16 protein-coding genes are annotated in these 18,959 nt (G+C 44.3%); 9 read left to right on the top strand and 7 right to left on the bottom strand.

The window, feature by feature from the left end:
- Positions 1-19 precede the first annotated feature (19 nt).
- Positions 20-1,630 carry an endonuclease gene (locus MHN32_RS08445; protein ID WP_239421500.1) on the bottom strand — a complete coding sequence of 537 codons (1,611 nt, stop codon included), beginning with the start codon at positions 1,628-1,630 and terminating at the stop codon, positions 20-22.
- A 300-nt stretch (positions 1,631-1,930) separates the two neighbouring features.
- Between MHN32_RS08445 and MHN32_RS08450 the strand changes: the two genes are divergently transcribed.
- The 5 genes from MHN32_RS08450 to MHN32_RS08470 all read left to right on the top strand — a co-directional run bounded on the left by MHN32_RS08450 (position 1,931) and on the right by MHN32_RS08470 (position 7,715).
- Positions 1,931-3,748 carry an assimilatory sulfite reductase (NADPH) flavoprotein subunit gene (locus MHN32_RS08450; RefSeq protein WP_239421514.1) on the top strand — a complete coding sequence of 606 codons (1,818 nt, stop codon included), beginning with the start codon at positions 1,931-1,933 and terminating at the stop codon, positions 3,746-3,748.
- Positions 3,749-3,792: 44 nt separating this feature from the next.
- Entirely contained in the window at positions 3,793-5,514 is a 1,722-nt protein-coding gene (gene cysI, locus MHN32_RS08455) for an assimilatory sulfite reductase (NADPH) hemoprotein subunit (protein ID WP_239421501.1), read from the top strand.
- Between the two features lie 38 nt (positions 5,515-5,552).
- Positions 5,553-6,293, top strand: a complete 741-nt coding sequence (locus MHN32_RS08460) for a phosphoadenylyl-sulfate reductase (RefSeq protein WP_010607797.1) — start codon at positions 5,553-5,555, stop codon at positions 6,291-6,293.
- 104 nt (positions 6,294-6,397) lie between these two features.
- Positions 6,398-7,162: an amino acid ABC transporter substrate-binding protein gene (locus MHN32_RS08465; protein WP_102055933.1), complete on the top strand. Its 765-nt coding sequence runs from the start codon at positions 6,398-6,400 to the stop codon at positions 7,160-7,162.
- 13 nt (positions 7,163-7,175) lie between these two features.
- Positions 7,176-7,715 (top strand): DUF4124 domain-containing protein, encoded by a 540-nt coding sequence (locus MHN32_RS08470; protein ID WP_239421502.1) that lies wholly within the window; start codon positions 7,176-7,178, stop codon positions 7,713-7,715.
- Here MHN32_RS08470 and MHN32_RS08475 read toward each other — a convergent pair.
- From MHN32_RS08475 to MHN32_RS08485, 3 genes are all read right to left on the bottom strand, one after another.
- Positions 7,712-8,797, bottom strand: a complete 1,086-nt coding sequence (locus tag MHN32_RS08475) for an NAD(P)/FAD-dependent oxidoreductase (protein ID WP_239421503.1) — start codon at positions 8,795-8,797, stop codon at positions 7,712-7,714. The two genes, MHN32_RS08470 and MHN32_RS08475, sit on opposite strands and share 4 nt — an antisense overlap.
- Before the next feature lie 71 nt (positions 8,798-8,868).
- Positions 8,869-9,087, bottom strand: coding sequence for a hypothetical protein (locus tag MHN32_RS08480; RefSeq protein ID WP_010607801.1), 219 nt, complete (start codon positions 9,085-9,087; stop codon positions 8,869-8,871).
- 77 nt (positions 9,088-9,164) lie between these two features.
- A complete protein-coding gene (locus MHN32_RS08485) occupies positions 9,165-9,602 on the bottom strand; it encodes a hotdog fold thioesterase (protein WP_010607802.1) in 438 nt (145 codons plus the stop codon).
- Between the two features lie 95 nt (positions 9,603-9,697).
- Here MHN32_RS08485 and MHN32_RS08490 point away from each other — a divergent pair, with 95 nt between their 5' ends.
- Positions 9,698-10,459 (top strand): hypothetical protein, encoded by a 762-nt coding sequence (locus tag MHN32_RS08490; RefSeq protein WP_239421504.1) that lies wholly within the window; start codon positions 9,698-9,700, stop codon positions 10,457-10,459.
- Positions 10,460-10,508: 49 nt separating this feature from the next.
- Here MHN32_RS08490 and acnA read toward each other — a convergent pair whose 3' ends face one another.
- Both acnA and MHN32_RS08500 read right to left on the bottom strand, forming a co-directional pair.
- Complete coding sequence (acnA, locus tag MHN32_RS08495; protein WP_239421505.1) at positions 10,509-13,244, bottom strand: aconitate hydratase AcnA; 2,736 nt, start codon at positions 13,242-13,244, stop codon at positions 10,509-10,511.
- Between the two features lie 268 nt (positions 13,245-13,512).
- The gene (locus tag MHN32_RS08500) at positions 13,513-13,881 is read right to left on the bottom strand and encodes an RNA-binding S4 domain-containing protein (RefSeq protein ID WP_045962213.1); all 369 of its coding nucleotides are present in this window, start codon (positions 13,879-13,881) and stop codon (positions 13,513-13,515) included.
- 198 nt (positions 13,882-14,079) lie between these two features.
- Between MHN32_RS08500 and MHN32_RS08505 the strand changes: the two genes are divergently transcribed.
- Both MHN32_RS08505 and MHN32_RS08510 read left to right on the top strand, forming a co-directional pair.
- Positions 14,080-14,349 carry a hypothetical protein gene (locus MHN32_RS08505; protein ID WP_222242179.1) on the top strand — a complete coding sequence of 90 codons (270 nt, stop codon included), beginning with the start codon at positions 14,080-14,082 and terminating at the stop codon, positions 14,347-14,349.
- A gap of 84 nt (positions 14,350-14,433) precedes the next feature.
- Positions 14,434-15,096 carry a hypothetical protein gene (locus MHN32_RS08510; RefSeq protein ID WP_239421506.1) on the top strand — a complete coding sequence of 221 codons (663 nt, stop codon included), beginning with the start codon at positions 14,434-14,436 and terminating at the stop codon, positions 15,094-15,096.
- Here the strand turns inward: MHN32_RS08510 and MHN32_RS08515 are convergent.
- Complete coding sequence (locus MHN32_RS08515) at positions 15,073-16,053, bottom strand: extracellular solute-binding protein (RefSeq protein ID WP_239421507.1); 981 nt, start codon at positions 16,051-16,053, stop codon at positions 15,073-15,075. The two genes, MHN32_RS08510 and MHN32_RS08515, sit on opposite strands and share 24 nt — an antisense overlap.
- A gap of 156 nt (positions 16,054-16,209) precedes the next feature.
- On the opposite strand from MHN32_RS08515, the gene MHN32_RS08520 reads away from it, so the two are divergent.
- A complete protein-coding gene (locus MHN32_RS08520) occupies positions 16,210-18,867 on the top strand; it encodes an EAL domain-containing protein (RefSeq protein ID WP_239421508.1) in 2,658 nt (885 codons plus the stop codon).
- The last annotated feature ends 92 nt before the right edge of the window (positions 18,868-18,959 follow it).

An 18,959-nucleotide genomic window follows, 5' to 3' on the forward strand; every position in this document is an offset into this window, starting at 1 on the left:
TATTTCTTTTTATTTATAGTTACCAAATTGCTTCGACAAACTCTGGATGGTCTACAAATGGATTTCGGTTACCCTGAAATTCATAAGCAGCTTGGTTGCGCGCTTGCTCTAGGGCATCGACAGGATCTTCGTTATGCCATCTTTTTAGCATGTTGACGACCCAAGTTTCGAAGACTTGCTGTTGGGTGCCATTGAGTACCGCATTGCTGTAGCTGGTATTATTTTGCCAATTTGCAATCACATCTTGATAACGCGTTGCCATATAGAAGTAGGCACGAGCAAAATCTCCTTTGAAACTATCAATAGGCTCAAATACGGTACCGCTGTAGTTAATACCAGATGCTGAACCTAAGCGACTACCATTACTTGAGGTATAAGAAGCGCTTCCTACTTCACCAAATGGATAGTTACTACGCTTAGAATTTACATAACCATCGGAAGCAAAAATATGATGAATATCTGAATTCATCGGTTCTACTTGGCCACCAAACCAAGATTTGGGGAATGAGTGTTCACGATTATAGCAATCACCCTCGCCGCTGTAACTGCCGCATTGTGATCCGGTAGAGACATAAGTAACACTATCATTTGCTGTTGGCTTTTCAGAGTAGCGATCTAATATACTGTTATCTTTCTCAAAATAGCGGTCGCGCTCGTTCTGATCGATAAAGCTCCAAATAGCAGAATATCCTTGTGATTGGTGGTTACGAATAATCTGGTGTAACTCTGTTTTTAGCGCATAACCGCTCAGTCCAGCAGCAGAGGCATAGTAACCATCACCTGAAGGGGGAGGCGTGGTTGTGCCAAGCGTAAAGGTATGATCTTGACGATTGCTGAACTGGCCGCCGGAAGCGAGCGTTGTACCCGCGTGCGTTAAGGTATATTGGCCACTACCATTGGTGCAACAAATTCCGTCGCCATAGCTGTCTAAAATCGTAAAGGTATAGCTACCGTCGTTAAGGCATAAGTTTTCATTTACCGATTGATTATTGCTATAGCCACTACCACTAGCAACGGTTGTGTTTGCTGTATTAGTGATTTGCCAGCTTGTTTCGCTACCATAATTATCGGTCATCAAAGCGAGAGTGACGCTATTATTTTGACAGCTCTGAGGTGGCTCTGGTGTGGTAGAAGTTGGACCAAAGCCGTCAACGTAGACAGTTTCATTACCGTCAAAACCACTGCCATCGTAAAAACGTAAGCCAACATTAATCGCAGTGGTTGCGGTTGCGGTATAGCTATAGCTAAGTTGTTGCCACTGCCCGACATTAAACTGATCTGAATAACCATGATAGCCGTCCACCACTAGTCGTGCTTTGACGCCACCTTCCGTGTGATAGACCCAAGTGCTAAATTGATAGCTTTTACCTGCTTCAACGTTTACTTGCTGTTGTAAGTCTGTGCTACTTTGTGTTGCAGTAGTTACCTGCACCGCTGCGGCAAGATTACCGTCTTTTATTGGTGTCGTAACCGAGCTAAGTGTGATGCCCGAGTCTATCGTCGTCCATCCACTAGGGACTTGACCGCTCCAGCTCTCGAAACTGCCATTTGTAACTTCTGCAGCAGCGCTTAAGCTGAATATTGAGCAATAAGAACTGAGTATTAGGTTTATATATTTCCCGTGTTTCATTTTTAGTCTCATTATTATGATTATCTGTATTATTGATTTGTCTGTGTATGACAGTTTGATTTTGCATCAAAACTGTTACGGCAATGTTAAACTTTTTAACGGTTAAATATCGAACTTCTTTTAATCTGTTTTCTTTGGACTTTTCAATCTTCAATAACTAAAAGGAATATAAAAGCAGATTCTATTCTTTTTGATCTCTCAATTTGCCACGTATGCTTCACGCTAATAAAAGTAGGCTACGCTGCGTGCGAGCCAGTTATGCAATGAGCAAGCAAAACCTTTTGGGTACGGGGATCCATGATGTTGTTAAGTCAACTTAATGCTGCAGCAAGTCCGCTGACACATGAACAACTGCAAAAACTACAAGGCTTAGTTGGAGAGTTAAATCCAATCCAACAGGCATGGGTAAGTGGCTATTTAGCTGCAACCGCAAATTCAGCTGCATTATCAGGTATTGCTGGACAAGCAACAGCGGGCGCTGACGAGTCTGCACCTCTGACTATTTTATTTGGTTCACAAACCGGTAACGCAAAAGGGGTTGCAAACCAAATTAAAGCTCAGGCGGAAGCGCGTGGCTTGACGACTAAGTTGGTCAATATGGCTGACTACAAACCTGCCAACCTGAAGAAAGAGAAGTTCTTAGTGATTGCTGTCTCTACTTACGGTGAGGGTGAGCCACCAGAAGATGCAGAAGCATTGCATGAATTCTTAGCTGGTAAGAAGGCGCCTAAACTGGAAGGTGTAAAGCAAGCTGTGATTGGCCTTGGTGATTCAAGTTATGAATTCTTCTGCCAAACGGCAAAGGATTTTGAAGCGCGCTTGGCTGCCCTTGGTGCTGAAATTGTTGTGCCGCGAGCTGACTTAGATGTGGATTATGAAGCTGAAGCCGAGGCGTGGATCGCACAGGCGCTAGATGCATTAGAGCCTGCGCTTAAAGCTCAGCAGCAAGCAGGTGGTGGTAACGTTATCAGCATGCCGTTTGGCGTTCCTCAGGCAGCAGTAAGTCAATATACAAAGCAAAACCCATTTGCGGCTGAGCTGAGTGTGGTACAAAAGATCACTGGCAGAAACTCAAGCAAAGATGTGCGTCACATTGAAATTTCCCTTGAAGGTTCCGATATCACTTATCAGCCGGGTGATTCACTTGGCGTGTATTTCTTAAATGACCCACAAGAAGTGGCGGCGGTGATCGATGCCTTAAAACTCGACAAAGCACAAACTGTAAAAATAGGTGAACTCACCGTTTCATTAGAAACGGCGTTAATTGAACATCTTGAGCTAACACAGTCGTATCCTGGCTTTGTTGAAAAGTATGCGATTGCGACTGGGAATGAGGAGCTAAGCGCACTTGCAAACGATAAAGCGGCATTGCGTGCTTATATCGAAGAACGTCAAATCTTTGATGTGATAAAGCAAAACCCTGCCAACATTGAGGCGCAAGCGCTAGTTGATTGTTGTCGCAAATTACAAGCGCGCTTGTACTCTATCGCGTCAAGCCAAGCTGAGGTGGAAGAAGAGGTGCATTTAACCGTAGGTTTAGTTGAATTTGATACCTTTGGTGAAAAGCATTTTGGCGGCTGCTCAGGTTATTTAGCGAATCGTGCTGAAGAGGGCACGAAAGTGAAAGTATTCAGTGAGCACAACGATAACTTTAGATTACCTGTGGACAATGCTACACCTGTGATCATGGTTGGCCCAGGTACAGGTATCGCACCGTTCAGAGCCTTCTTGCAAGAGCGTGAGGCGCGTGACGCTGAGGGTGAAAACTGGCTGTTCTTTGGTAATCCACACTTTACAGAAGATTTCCTTTATCAAGTAGAAATTCAAAATTACGTAAAGTCGGGTTTATTAACACATGTAGATTTGGCATTTAGTCGTGATCAGGCAGAAAAGATTTACGTGCAAGATAGACTGCGCGAGAAGGGCGAAGCTGTATTTGCATGGCTTGAAAAGGGCGCCCATTTTTATGTCTGTGGTGACGCTAGCAGAATGGCCAAAGATGTACACCAAGCACTTATCGACATCATTAAAACCCATGGAGGGAAAGATGATGAACAAGCTGAGCAATATCTTAAAGCATTGCGTAGCGCAAACCGTTATCAGAAAGACGTTTACTAACGCGTCTTGTTATACCGTCAGCCAATTTTAATGTAGGAAAGACAATGAGCAACTCTGAAATCAAACCGAATAGTAAGCTCGATGCAAGCGCAAAGTTTTCTGATAATGAGCGTTTGAAGTCACAAAGTGCCCACTTACGTGGCACAATTTCAACGGATCTGACCGATCAACTAACCGGCGGCTTTACTGCGGATAACTTCCAATTGATCCGTTTCCACGGTATGTATCAGCAAGACGACCGCGATATCCGCCCAGAGCGCACTAAGCAACGGCTTGAGCCACTGCATAACGTGATGCTTCGTGCTCGTATGCCTGGTGGTATCATTAAACCACATCAGTGGTTGGCGATTGACGAGTTTGCAGCGGATAAAACCATGTATGGCAGCATTCGTCTGACAACACGTCAAACTTTCCAGTTCCACGGTGTACTGAAGCCAAACATCAAAGGGATGCATCAGCTGCTGAATAGCGTAGGTATCGATTCTATTGCGACGGCGGGGGATGTAAACCGCAACGTGTTATGTACAACTAACCCGGTCGAGTCTGAGTTACACCAAGAAGCGTACGAGTGGGCGGCTAAAATTTCAGAGCACTTGCTGCCAAAAACTAAAGCTTACGCTGAGATCTGGCTGAACGGTGAAAAAACCGAGACAACGGCAGAGCCGATTTTGGGTGATACGTATTTACCACGTAAGTTCAAAACTACTGTGACTATCCCTCCGAACAATGAAGTCGATGTGCATGCCAATGACCTCAACTTTGTTGCTATTGCAGATGAGGGCAAGCTAGTTGGCTTTAATGTGCTAGTGGGTGGTGGTTTGGCGATGACCCATGGTGACGTTAATACCTATCCACGTAAAGCAGATGAGCTTGGCTTTATTCCGCTTGAGCATACACTTGCCGTTGCTGAGCATGTGGTTTCTGTGCAACGTGACTGGGGTAACCGAGTAAACCGTAAAAATGCAAAAACCAAATATACGCTAGATACATTTGGTACTGAGGTGTTTAAAGCGGAAGTTGAAAACCGTGCCGGTATGACGTTTGAGCCAAGCCGTCCTTATGAATTCACTCACCGTGGCGACCGCTTTGGTTGGGTTGAAGGTATTGATGGTAAGCATCACTTAACAGTGTTTATCGAAAATGGCCGTATTTTAGATTTCCCAGATAAACCACTTAAAACAGGTTGTCGCAAAATTGCAGAAATCCACAAAGGGGATTTCCGCATGACTGCAAACCAAAACTTAATTATTGCTGGAGTTGCAGCTGAGGATAAAGCGCAAATCGAACAAATTGCCCGCGAGCATGGTTTGATAGATAGCGAGCATTCAGAGCAGCGTAAAAACTCGATGGCGTGTGTATCGCTACCGACGTGTCCACTTGCGATGGCAGAGGCGGAGCGTTATTTACCTGAGCTTGTGACAAAGGTAGAAGGGTTGCTCGCCAAGCATGAGGTTGCTGAAGAGAATATTATCCTTCGTGTAGTTGGCTGCCCTAACGGCTGTGGTCGAGCGATGCTAGCCGAGGTTGGATTCGTGGGTAAAGGACCTGGTAAATACAATATGTATTTAGGTGGTAACCGTGCTGGTACTCGCATTCCTAAGCTGTACTTGGAGAATGTCGGCGAAGACGTCTTCCTGCCAGCGCTAGATGAGTTGATTGGTCAGTGGGTCAGTGAGCGCAACGAAGATGAATGTTTTGGTGACTATGTCATCCGCAAAGAAATCGTTGCGGAAGTCAAAGTGTCAAAAACTGATTTCCACGCTTGATTTAGAACGGGCAGCTAGGCTGCCCATTGGATGAGAAAATGAGTGATTTTAAGCAAATATTGACTCTGGACAGCGCAACTCAGCGGATGCTACTCGCGGATGCTAATGCCCTACTGAGTGATAAAACTGCCGAGCAGAGAGTGGCTTGGGCACTGGAAAACTTACCGGATACTCACTTTTTGTCTTCTAGTTTCGGTATTCAAGCTGCGGTTATGTTACATCTTTTGACTCAGCAGCAGCCTGATATCCCCGTGGTACTTACCGATACGGGCTATTTGTTTCCTGAGACGTATCAATTTATTGAATCACTGTCAGAGCGTTTGGCACTCAATCTTAAGATATACCGTGCTAAGCAGAGTCCTGCTTGGCAAGAGGCGGTGTATGGTAAGTTATGGGAGCAAGGCGAAGAAGGGATTAAAAAATACAATACCCTAAACAAAGTTGAGCCGATGACTCAAGCGTTACGGGAACTTGGCGCAGGCACTTGGTTCAGTGGCTTACGTCGTCAGCAGTCTTCAACGCGTGCGGATAAGCCAATCGTTGAGCTCAGTCGCGGCACGGTCAAGTTTTACCCTATTATTGACTGGCATAATCGTGATGTGTATCAATATCTTACAAAGTTTGATTTGCCTTATCACCCGCTCTGGGAACAAGGTTATGTTTCTATGGGGGATGTTCACACCACCCGTAAGCTTGAACCTGGAATGACTGAGGAAGAAACACGTTTCTTCGGTCTGAATCGTGAGTGTGGGTTGCATATTGATGGTGATGGTATTTAGATCCGTAATGTTCATTTAGTAGATTTGAGTGTGGCTGGCTTTTTGACTTGGAAATTCCCAGCGATCGGTCATACTTAGTCTATTATTCGTTCAAGGTCTTGGAGGTGGCTTTGATCTACTTTCCAAAGACGATATTATTGCTATTTAGTTGTACTCTATCTTTTGTCGGACATGCCAAGACTGCGGAAGAAAGTAAAACGTTTGTCAACTTTGCAGTACAGTATTATCCTCCGTTCATTATCGAACATGCCCAAGAACGGGGTGTGCTCATTGATATTTTTGAGCTGTTTGCAGCACAATATCATTACCAACCAAACTACCCTGTTTATCCCGAAAAACGTTCGACTGTAGAAATCGAACGAGGAAATGTCGATGTGCGGATGGAGTCAGAGCATTGGTATCGTGGCACTATGCAAATGTGTTGGAGTGCGCCAATTTACACAATTGAAGACGTATTTGTTACACACAAGCAGGCTGAGCAATTTGATGTAAATGGCTTAAACGAGCATTTATTTTTAGGTCGATTTGGTTATACCTATCCTCAGCTAGAGCCGTATTTTGATAGTAATATGCTGCAGCGCAAAGACTATTACTCAGAATTTGATATTTTGTCCGTGCTTGCGGGCGGAAGTGACAAAAGTCTCGCTTTTTCTATTGTTGGCGAACCAACACTGCGTTGGTTACAGCTGAAATATCCAGTATTAAAAAGTACTATCAGCGTGCGCGGCGTTTCGGATGTCGCGCCGTTGCAATTGCAGTTTGGCCGCACTCAAAGAGCGAAAAAATTGTGTGATGACTTTAATCACTTTTATGCTGACTTTAAAAAAACGGAGCAATTTAAGCAGATACTGTTAAAGTATGGGCTCTAAGGAAAGTCAGAGTATGAAGATGAAAGCCGCAAGTTACTTAATGATTATGATAATGCTGGTGGCGTTAGCCAGTTTGTTTGTATTGAAGCGCCCTGATGGCAAGCCATGGTTAAATGTAAATTCGTTGACCAACAAGGTTGAGCAGCAGGTAACAGCATTAACGGATCAAGGTGTGACAGCGTTTGATAAAGTGAAAACACACACGAAGGAATTTGTGAGTGACGACACTCAGCAACCTACATCTGGGGTACAAGTGTATCGTTGGCAGGATGCTAAAGGACAATGGCATTACTCTGATAAACCCAATCCAAACGGCGAGTCGCAGTACTATCAATTAGATGAGCGTAAAATTACCGTGGTAGTAGCTGAAGACACAAGTATTCTGAATAAACAACCAGCGCAAGCTGTAAGTAAAGAAACCGCTTCGGCATTACCAACTGCATTAAATCCAAAAGCGGTAAAACAGGTGATGGAAGATGCGAAAAACATCCAACAGCTGATGGACGATAGAACGAAACAGCTTGAAAAGGCGTTGGAGGAAAACCAGCGCTAAAGTCGTTGTTCAATATATTCTGCAATGGCGAGACTTGCGGTCAATCCCGGTGACTCAATCGCCATTAAGTTAACAAAGCCTGATATTCCATGTGTTGCCTCGAACTGAATTACAAAGTCACTTTGCTTTTCTTTGCTTAGTTTGGGTCTTATCCCAGTGTAATCCGCTGTAAGCCTACTCTCATCCAGACTTGGCCAGTACCGCTTTATTGCGGCGACAAAGTGCGCTTTTTGGGAGTCATCAAACTGGTAATCAATATTTTCAATATATTCGGTATCAGGGCCAAACTTGAGTTGCCCAGCTAAATCTACTGTCGCGTGTACGCCTAATCCATGCGTGTTAGGGAGAGGGTAGATGAGCTGTTGAAATGGGTGCTTACCATGATAGCGATAGTAACGGCCACGACAATAATAGGCGATGGCTTTGTCGCTATCGCCGGTAATTTTATTGAATACATCTGGGGCATTCAGCCCCGCGCTGTTTATCAGCTGGTCACAGCCCATTTCGAACTGCTCGCCATTGCAGCGCATCGCAACAATAAAATCACTGTCTAATTGCTGTGCGTGAATAAACTCACTTTGCGTTGCGACAATCCCCCCATTACTTTCAATCTCAGCGATGAGTGACAACATAAATTGGTGACTATCTAAAATACCGGTGGAGGGGGAGAATAGTGCGCTATGTATTTTCAAATAGCTAAGCTGTTGCTTGATTAGTTTGGATGAAGCAAAGTCAATATCCGTGACAGAGTTAGCATGGGCACGAGTCTTAATTTGTTCTAGGTTTTTCGCTTCCTCTGCGTTTGTCGCAACAATGAATTTGCCGAGTCGCTGAAAGGGAATGTTTAGCTGCTCACAGTGTGTATAAAGAAGCGCTTTCCCTCTAACGCATAGCTGGTGTTTTAAACTACCATGGGGGTAGTAAATGCCTGCGTGGATCACTTCACTATTTCGGCTACTCGTATGCTCACCAACGCGAGATTCTTTATCTATAACAATAACGCTGCGGCTATGGCTGAGCTTTGCCGCTATTGCTAAACCTACAACGCCAGCGCCAATAATTAGGGTGTCGACCTTTTCCACAAACTGAGTACCTTCATAAACGTAGACGCTCAGGGTGCAGTAAAACCAACCCAATATCAAGCTGGTATACGCTAATCTCGGTGCTCTCGACGCATTAGCAAAATGGTCAGATATATTTTAGTCGGTAAAGAACAAATGAGACCGAGCGCGACACAGCTCGCACCAATTATAAAACCGCTCGGACCAAGATCATTCAGCCAGTTGGTCGTTAACATGGTGTGGCCTGTGAAAATTAAAATCAATCCCGCTACGATGAGCATATGCAGAGGCCAAAGCTTTTGAGTTGACACAGTATCACCTCACTATTTTGTGTGTTGCAATAATAATGAGGTGGATTTGGTTTTTTGTAGTTGTGATAGATCAAGTTTTAGCGTGATACTACTGCGGCGGTCATTCTGGAAATGCAGCATAGTTCATTGCGACTGTTAGTGATGCGGATCTCCCATACAGATGAACGTTTTCCTAGGTGCACTGGCTTAGCTATAGCTGTGAGCATGCCTGTTCTCGATGCTTTTAAGTGATTAGCATTGATCTCTTGCCCTACACAGTAGAATTGTTCGGTATCTACAACAAAGTTTGCTGCGTAACTTGCAACGGTTTCCGCTAAAGCAACGTTTGCGCCGCCATGGACCATACCCATGGGGTTATGATGTTCAGGAATCGCAGGCATAGTAGCAACTAAGTAGTCGTCACCCACCTCGCTGATTTCTATCCCTAACGTTTTCATAAGCGTACCTTTACCTGTCATGCCATCTTCCAGCTTTTTGCATAACTCTACACTTACGGGTTTAAACCAGATTGCCATGCTTGTCTCTCTTTTGAATACATATGCTTACATTTTTTTACTATGGCGATTTTTTTTCGTAGTTACAATCGTTTCATTAACATAAAGGGGAAAGTATGAAAGCATTATCACTGATAGGACTGTTATTTTATTCAGGTTTCAGTATGGCCAACTCTCACGAAGTAAGTGTTGGTTTCGGAGAGTTTTTAGAGATTGAGGATGGATTCTTAGGTGTTCAGTATCGACACTACCTTACTGAGTTAGAGAATGATGGTACACCCTATGGTTTACAGGGGTATCTGCAAAAGAGTAATAACTTCTCTGTAGGTGGTTTTAAAAATGATGATTGGCATCTTTATCAAGCTGATGCTGAGTTCTTTATTGGACGAGACTGGCGAGTTGCCGTTGATGTAACTCAATTTAGAGATGACTCTGCACTTTTTACTGCGACGCGAGATACGATAGCGCTGGTACAAGTGGGACGTTTTGTTAGTGAGAATATGCAGCTTGGTGTTACGCTCATTGGTGATCGCTCAGAATTTGATAACTACGGAGTGGATGAACGAGATACAGAAACGGCAATAGCGCCATTTTTTCGTTATACAGAGATTGATAATGGCGTTGGATGGGATGTAAAAATGCAAAAAGTCGCAGCCGACATCGACTTTTGGCAGATCCATGCTGGCTATTATTTGGCTAAGAATTGGCAGATCTCTGCATCAGCTCGATTACGTGAAGATGATTTTGATCAATCCGTAGTGGAGTTACAGACTGATTATTGGTTTAGTTCACAATCGGCGCTGAAGTTTGGAATTGGCAGTGCGCTTGATGATGGTGGCATCAATACAATTACGCTGATTTACACTCAAAGGTTTTAAAAAAGACGGCCGGTGCCGTCTTTTCCATTAAAGTATTGCCAAATGAGGCCTATAGCATTTGTCTTAAGACGTACTGTAAAATCCCGCCATGTTGGTAGTACTCCCACTCTTTAGGGGTATCGATCCGGATATCCGCCGAAAACTTGATTTCTTTGCCATCCGCATTTGTTGCCGTGACTACCACTTCGGTTGATGTGTCGTATATCCCTTCAATTTCAAACTCTTCTTCGCCAGTTAGTCCCAGTTCTTCGTGGCCATCATCTGGTTTAAATTGTAGCGGTAATACCCCCATACCAATGAGGTTAGAACGGTGAATACGCTCGTAGCTTTTAGCAAGTACGGCTTTAATCCCAAGTAGTAAAGACCCTTTAGCAGCCCAGTCTCGTGATGAACCCGTGCCGTACTCACTGCCCGCGAGCACAACGAGTGGCGTATTACGCTGCTGATAATGCTCCGCAGCATCGAAAATACTCATAAGTTCGCCCTCAGGCAATAGGCGAGTAATACCACCTTCGGTACCTGGAGCCAATTGATTGCGTAAGCGCACGTTTGCAAATGTACCTCGCATCATAACTTCGTGGTTACCACGACGCGAACCGTAAGAGTTAAAATCAGCTTGTTTCACTCCTTGCGCTTGTAAATACTCCCCAGCTGGGGCCGAGGCCTTGATATTACCTGCTGGAGAAATGTGGTCAGTCGTTACTGAGTCACCCAGTTTAGCGAGACAGCGTGCGCCTTTGATACTTGGGATCCCTGGTGGCTCTTTACTCATATTATCAAAGAAAGGGGCTTTTCGAATATAAGTAGAGCTATCTTGCCAATCATAACGCTCACTCTGATTTACCGCGATTTGTTGCCAATGTTGGTCGCCTTGGTAAACGTCTGCATAGTTCTTCTCAAACATGGCTTGTGTGACTGTCTGAGACACAAGTTCACTGACTTCTGAGACCGATGGCCAAATGTCTTTTAAGAACACATCCTGGCCATCATCGGTTTGGCACAATGGCTCATTGTAGACATCGATATCAGTGCGGCCTGCAAGTGCATAGGCAACAACAAGTGGCGGCGAGGCGAGAAAGTTCATTTTTACATCTTGGTGGATCCGCCCCTCAAAGTTGCGGTTTCCTGATAAGATGGAACTGACAACCAGCTGATGTTTAACGATGGCTTCGTTAATTTCTTTCGGTAAGGGACCTGAGTTGCCGATACAAGTCGTACAACCATAGCCAACTAAATCAAAACCTAGTTCAGCAAGCGGTTCCAATAGCTCGGCTTGTTTTAGGTAATCGGTAACTACTTTTGAGCCAGGAGCCAATGAGGTTTTTACCCAAGGCTTAGGCTTTAAGCCAAGTGTCTTTGCTTTTTGTGCAACAAGGCCTGCGGCAAGAATAACACTTGGATTAGAGGTGTTTGTGCAACTTGTGATGGCGGCAATTACGCAGGCGCCATCGACTAATTCAAACTCTTGATCTTTAAATGTAACCTTACCGACGCCAAGCGTCGCGGGCTCATCTTGATCAACTCGAGAAGTCCCGCCTTCACCAACAGTGCGAGCTTCATCTTGATCTGACACGGCATTTTTTTCACTGCGCTCATGTTGGAATTCACCTAAATGGGCTTGAATTGTTTTGCCTGCGTCATTGAGAGGAATTCTATCTTGTGGGCGCTTTGGACCTGCAAGGCTTGGAACCACTGTCGCTAAGTCTAGTGTCAGTACGTTGGTGTAAAGTGGTTCATCTCCTGGTTCTCGCCACATGCCTTGATGTTTGGCATAACCTTCGATTAATGCAATTTTTTCTTCATCACGATTGGTTAGTCGTAGATACTCCAAGGTTTCGTTATCAATGGGGAAAATACCGCAGGTTGCCCCATATTCAGGTGCCATGTTGGCGATGGTGGCACGATCGGCAAGTGGTAAGTCTGCTAAGCCATCACCAAAGAATTCGACAAACTTACCCACTACGCCGTGTTCACGTAGCATTTGTGTCACGGTGAGTACCAAATCAGTTGCGGTTGTGCCTTCAGGCAACTGTCCTTCCAGTTTAAAACCAACGACCTGAGGAATGAGCAGCGAAATTGGCTGACCAAGCATGGCGGCTTCGGCCTCAATGCCGCCTACGCCCCAACCTAAAATGCCAAGACCGTTGATCATTGTGGTATGAGAGTCAGTTCCCACTAATGTATCAGGGTAGGCGAATGGCATACCATCGATTTCTTTTTCGAATACGACACGTGCTAAATACTCTAGGTTAACTTGGTGCACGATCCCGGTTGCGGGTGGCACCACTTTTAGATTGTCAAACGCGCCTTGCCCCCAGCGCAAAAATTCATAGCGCTCTTTGTTGCGTTGGTACTCTAACTTTGCATTAAGATCAAAGGCGCCATCGTGGCCATATTCGTCTACTTGTACAGAGTGGTCTATGACCATTTCAGCGGGTGATAAGGGATTGATTTTATTTGGATCGCCACCGAGTTTTGCCATAGCGTCACGCATTGCTGCAAGATCCACGATGGCTGGTACGCCTGTAAAATCTTGCATCACGACACGCGCGGGCGTAAATGCAACTTCTTTACTGGGTTTATCTTCCGGCTTCCAGTTGAGTAAGGCATCGATGTCTTGAGCAGTCACGTTCTTGCCATCTTCATGACGCAGTAAATTTTCTAATAAAATTTTAAGCGAAAACGGTAATCTTCTTGCCCTATCGCTTAAAGCTGGAAGTGAGTGAATATGGACCTGACGCTCGCCGACGGTAAGCTGAGTCAGGGTGTTATATGAATTATTCATGCTTGACCCTTTCCTTATACCAACTGCACTTAAGATTTGCTCTATATAAGAGGGAAGTAGAGCATCCAATTAAATGAATTGGTTTTGTTCTAAAAATGCATAACAAGGTGCATAGAATGTACCAGTTGCAGACTTGCCGTTTTTTTGTACTGCTATAGTCCTAGTGTTGATTGGACACTTTTTCAAGGGGGAAGTGCACTTTCGCGAAGCATCGGTGCACTAAAAAGGTGAGCATTTTTGTAATTAAATACGTCAGCGTGTGAGATTGCTAGCCAAAGGAAATGGGTTTTCGGCCTGTATTTTTGTCTACTTGTGTGTAAGATTTTCCTGACTTTTGTCGTTTTTTCTTACTCGGCGTTGGTGCCGTTTCGGCGCGTGGAGTGGCAACTGCACGCGGTTGCGGCGTTGCATCAGGTGCTAAGGTTAAATGAAATTCATCACCATCAAAATGCAGAATATCGCCTGAATAAATCTTTTTACGTTTTTGCGTACATATTTCATCGTTGACTGCTACATAACCTTCAGTGATCAATAACTTAGCATGTCCACCAGTTTCTGCTAAGTCGAGCACTTTCAAAAGGTTACACAATTCTATCGGCTCTTCTTCGAGCTCAATTTCAATAAACCCATCTTGCATTTTCATAACCCCAACATGCCGTATTTATCTAACACAGCCAGTGTCTTATTGCCTTATACGACAGTATATAAAATTACTGCGGTGAATGACGAAACTTTTTCGTTAAATCCGGGGTCTTTAACATTACTGAAGCATTTGGTGTGTATCTTGCACGCCGTCCACGCGATTTGTTTTTATCAGTATTTTATGGAGGCAACGATGGGTATTCGCACAGCATTAAGAAAAGAGCTTATGAATGTAGATAAGACAGATCTAATGACCGCGGATGATGTACGTCACTATGTCAATGAGTCTCTCACACAAGCCAAGGATAAGCTTTCTGTCATCTCCCGATTTAATGAGCATCATAGTCAGGTGCAAGCCGGGCTGCCAAGTCAGGAGCGGCATCTACGTCATCAACAGCATCGATTGTTTAAAGATATTCTCTACCCAAAAACATCTGTTGAAAATTGGTTGTCTAGGTGTTAATTTGAAGCATTAATAAGACTGAGGTTGAAGTGTACTTCCCAGATAAGGTGCATTTCAAACCGAGGCGTAACACCAAGGATGACAATGCAACGTATTTTCGCAATTGCTACTTTATTGTTGAGTGGCTGTAGCACCCAAACCTTACATATCTTTGAATCCGGTCTTGATGAAGGTACTAGAGCTAACTTAGTTCAAGCGTTAGAAAAGCGAGATATTCATTATCGTTTTACCGAGCTTCCCGTACCGCTACAATATGAGAGCGCACAATTAAATATTCCACCGATGACTTCAGGCGACAATTGGCTTAGGGAAATTGAATATGTAGTGAAAGAGATTGGTTTTGATACGCTGACAATTTCAGAATTTAATATGGAAGGGCACCGTTATACACCGAATAACGCGGGGTTGTATCTGGTGCAAAACAGAGCTGCTCAAGCATTGCCAGACCTATTGTTTGCCCACCAATGTAAAGATGATTCTATCCAATTGCAGCTGAAACCCAATGGTCATTGGCAGCAGGTTGGTACTGAGTATCGGGGGCGTTGGATCTATAAAAGTAATTCTCTTACGCTCACGTGGCATGAGAAATCCGAGCAGCACCCCTACCAGCAAGTGTATGCCGAGCGTGAACATACAGTGCAGACATTACAGGGACCCAAGCCTGCAAAAACATTTACCCGCCAGCAGCTTTTTGATGGGCCTGTGCCAGTATTTAACTGTGACTTACAAGTGATCTTTGCTGAGTGAGTTAATAACTCGTTGGGCTCGTGACACTTGCTGCAGGCCGAGTTTCACCTGTTTCGTGGCGGGGACAAATGGAGTAGGAGCCGTTTGCGAGCTCTGAATCACAGGATATTCATGAAGCAAATTAGCATACATGGATTGAGTACTCGGTTTCAGCAAGAAATCAATAAATAGCTCGGCATTGTGTGCATTGGGTGAATGCTTTGCTATCGCAACCGTGGTGGTAGAAATAGGCGTTTTTCCCGAGTGCATTTTCAGAAAGTGGATCTCTAGCTGTTCGGCAAGTGCCTTATCGCGCTTATTCTCGGAGTGCTGCATCATGCTCCAGTAATAGTGATTCGCCAGCGCAAATTCACATTGGCCTTGTGCAAGCGCTCGCAGTTGATCTCTATCTCCTCCAGCAGGACGCTTTGCTAATAGCGTATTAGCGTGGTTGAGCCATGAGGAGTCATTGCTATTTGAAGAAGCATAGAGACTCGATGCTAACGTCAAGTTATAACTATGAGACCACTGGCGAATGCAAAATTTACCCTTGTAAAGCGATTTATCTAAATCCGAAAAGTGCTCGGGTAAGGGTGTAGAAACACCTTTTTTACGGAATAATGCGCGTGTCCTTATCGAAACACTGAGCCAACGCTTATCATCATCCTTGAGTTCATGATTTACTGCTTGCCAATTTGTGATCTTGTCGATAGGACGCAGTAGTGCTTTGTAATCATGCAGCTGAATTAGATCGGAGGTGAGCAACACATCGGCCTTTGAGTCCGCGCCATCGCTTTTGAGACGCTCAAGCAGTTGTGCTGATTTACCATTTACGAGGTTTACGGTGATCCCAGTCTCTTTTTCAAATGCCTGGAGGACAGGTTGAATTAATTCATATTTTCTAAATGAATAGACGTTTACTTGCGAGGTGTGGGGTTGCTTCGCAACCGCTTGACCAAAATGTACCCAAAAGAGCAAAAAAAGAAAAAGTTTACTTTTATTCATTGCAAATAAGAATTATTATCGAATAGGTGTAGCATACAATGTTCGATGAAGATGTCCAGATTTAAACGACGCGTTTTTACAAATGCTATTCTCCATAGTGCTCAACAGGTTTTTAAGCAAAGATTTCCTGTGTTGGTGTTCATATTGTTGTTTGCTTGTTTGATATATGTTGGCTTGATAGCGAATATTTACTACCAGAACCAATCAGAAAACAAAAGCGCGCAGGAGTTAACGCGGTTAGAGTACTTACTGGATAGTAAGTTGCAACACGTTGCCCACCTACTGTATTCGATAGATGCCTACCTCAACACCCATCAAGATGCAGATTTTTATGAGATAGCGCAATCACAGCTCACCACGGCGAACTTAGGGTTGAGTATGGAAACATACGCAGTGGTTTCACCTGAGCAATTCTCTACATTAGAGAAAGTGCAGCGAGAAAGAGGGTATTTTGACTTTAAAATTAGAGGCAATGTAGATGATCAGGCTAACCAATGGCTGGTGGTTACCCGTGCCGCACCTGTGTCTGAAGTTGGCCAGACAGTCGGGCAGGCGGAGGTACTTGAGAGAGATATTTTTGCAGAGCGGGATGAGAATGACTTAACGACCTATGTCCGGCCAAATAGGCAAAAACTCAGTGTATTGATAGAGCAACCGCGTTTTGGAGAGTTTAAAACGCTACTGGGATTAAGTTTTGAGTTACCTTTTTTATTGGATTCACTATTTGGCCAATTATATCAGCAGCGTAAGCAACACTTATTGGTCTCTTCAAAAAAAGAAATTATTTATAGCTCCGATTGGCAGACACGTTTCGACCTTCAGAATTTAACGCCAAGTGCGGTACACACCATTAATTTTTATGGTTTGCCCATTACCATGCAGTTGTATGATGAGGCGTGTTTACATCCAAGTTGGTTAAATAACCATAGCGTACTGATTATACTCTTTTTAGGTATTTTGGCCGCCTGTATTTTATTGGTGTGGATCCAGCTAAGACAACTGAAAAACCGCAATGAAACTGTCAATAATTTAGTTGTTGAAAGAACTAAAAGCCTAGAGGTGTCTAACCACAGGTTACAAGTCGAATCTAATAAGCGCTTAGGGGCTTTGCAGCAACAGGTCGCTGCAGAGCGTAAGTATAAGAGTTTATTCGTTAATAGCCATGAAGGTTTATTTGTACTAGACCGCGAGGGCTATATCATTGACTCCAACCCCGCTTTCAATGCGTTACTTTTTGGTGGGCGTATTCCTTCGCCAAATACAGACTTTAGTGCGCTTATGCGAGACTCTGAGTGTCATGAGCAGTGGAACCAGATTGTTGCCACGAAGCAAGCTCACCAAGAAATGGAGTGGTTAGCAAAAGCAGAATCGGGAGAGCATATCTGGCTTAGACATTCAGGGCATTGGCTGCATCAACCGGATAGTTGCCTGTATGAGGGGAGAGTGACGGATATTACTCAGGCTAAACTGTTCCAAGAGCAATTGCGATATAAAGCGCAACATGACAGCTTGACCGATCTGCTAAATCGTCAGAGCTTTGTGTCTTTGGTTGATAAGCTTCGTGAGCGTAAACGCGCCAAGTTTACTTTGCTATATATTGACTTAGACCGCTTTAAGCTAATAAACGATACCTTAGGCCATCAAGCCGGCGATAAGCTGCTTATTGAATTTGCAACAAGAATGCGTATGCTGCTTAGTAGCTATGCCGATATTGCCCGGCTTGGTGGTGATGAATTCGCCGTCCTTATTTACGATGAGCATCTACTTGAACCAATTGAGGGGGTGCTTGAAGATATTCTTGCGCGGATCCGAGCGCCATTTCTGTATCAGGGTAACAGTCATTGTGTAAGTGGTAGCGTTGGCGTACGTCACTTTACCGCTCCGTGTCTACATTGCGATGCAGAGAAACTACTACATGATGCCGATATTGCAATGTATGAGGCAAAGAAGCGAGGTAAGAACACTTATCATATATTCACTAATGCTATCGCTTGCGAAGCGGGTCGAAAGATCCAGATTGAGCAAGCGCTACAGGCAATAGTCATGTCTCGCGAATTAAGCCTGAATTTGCAACCCGTTTATTGTCAAAAAGGGCAGAATTTAAAAGGGTTTGAAGCGCTACTACGCTGGAATAGCCCAACGCTCGGAGAAGTAAGTCCTGCGGAATTTATTCCCATCGCAGAACAATGCGCGAAGATTTCAGAGCTTGGTCGCTGGGTATTTGATCAGGCGATTAAGTTTATCAATGCCATAGGAGACAGCACCCTTTTTGTCGCGGTTAATGTTTCTCCGTTGCAACTCCAGTCGCAGGAATTTATCGATTGGTTAGTGTCTCGCTGTGAGGATGAAAATGTTGCGATGAAACAAATTAAGCTTGAGTTGACAGAATCCGCCATGATGGCAGAGGAAAACATGCTTATAGGGCCGCTGGAGCAACTTCATCAGGCGGGATTTGGCATCTATATTGATGACTTTGGCACAGGTTATAGCAGCCTTTCCCGGCTCAATCATCTTCCTGTGGATGGCATTAAAATAGATAGGGCTTTTATGTCCGGCATTGAGCTGGGCGGTAAGGCGACGCAACTCATTGAAGCAATTTGTGCGATTGCGCACAGCTTTAACCTTGTCGTGACAGCCGAGGGCATTGAAACGGCAGCGCAGCTTGATACGTTATCAAGGCTTTATTGTCATCAAACGCAAGGCTATTTTATGTCGAAGCCGCTGGTTGTGGCAGAAGCTAAACGCCTCGCTTTGCCGAGCAAAAAAGTGCATCAGTTATTTGCCTAGTTAACCTGAGGTTTGGATAACAAAGTGACATCTTATGAGGTAATAGAAACAATGGTTGAAAAAGTAAAAATACCTATTGACCTTAACATGGG

The sequence above is a fragment of the Pseudoalteromonas sp. Of11M-6 genome, assembly GCF_022347905.1.
Taxonomy (GTDB): Bacteria; Pseudomonadota; Gammaproteobacteria; order Enterobacterales; family Alteromonadaceae; genus Pseudoalteromonas.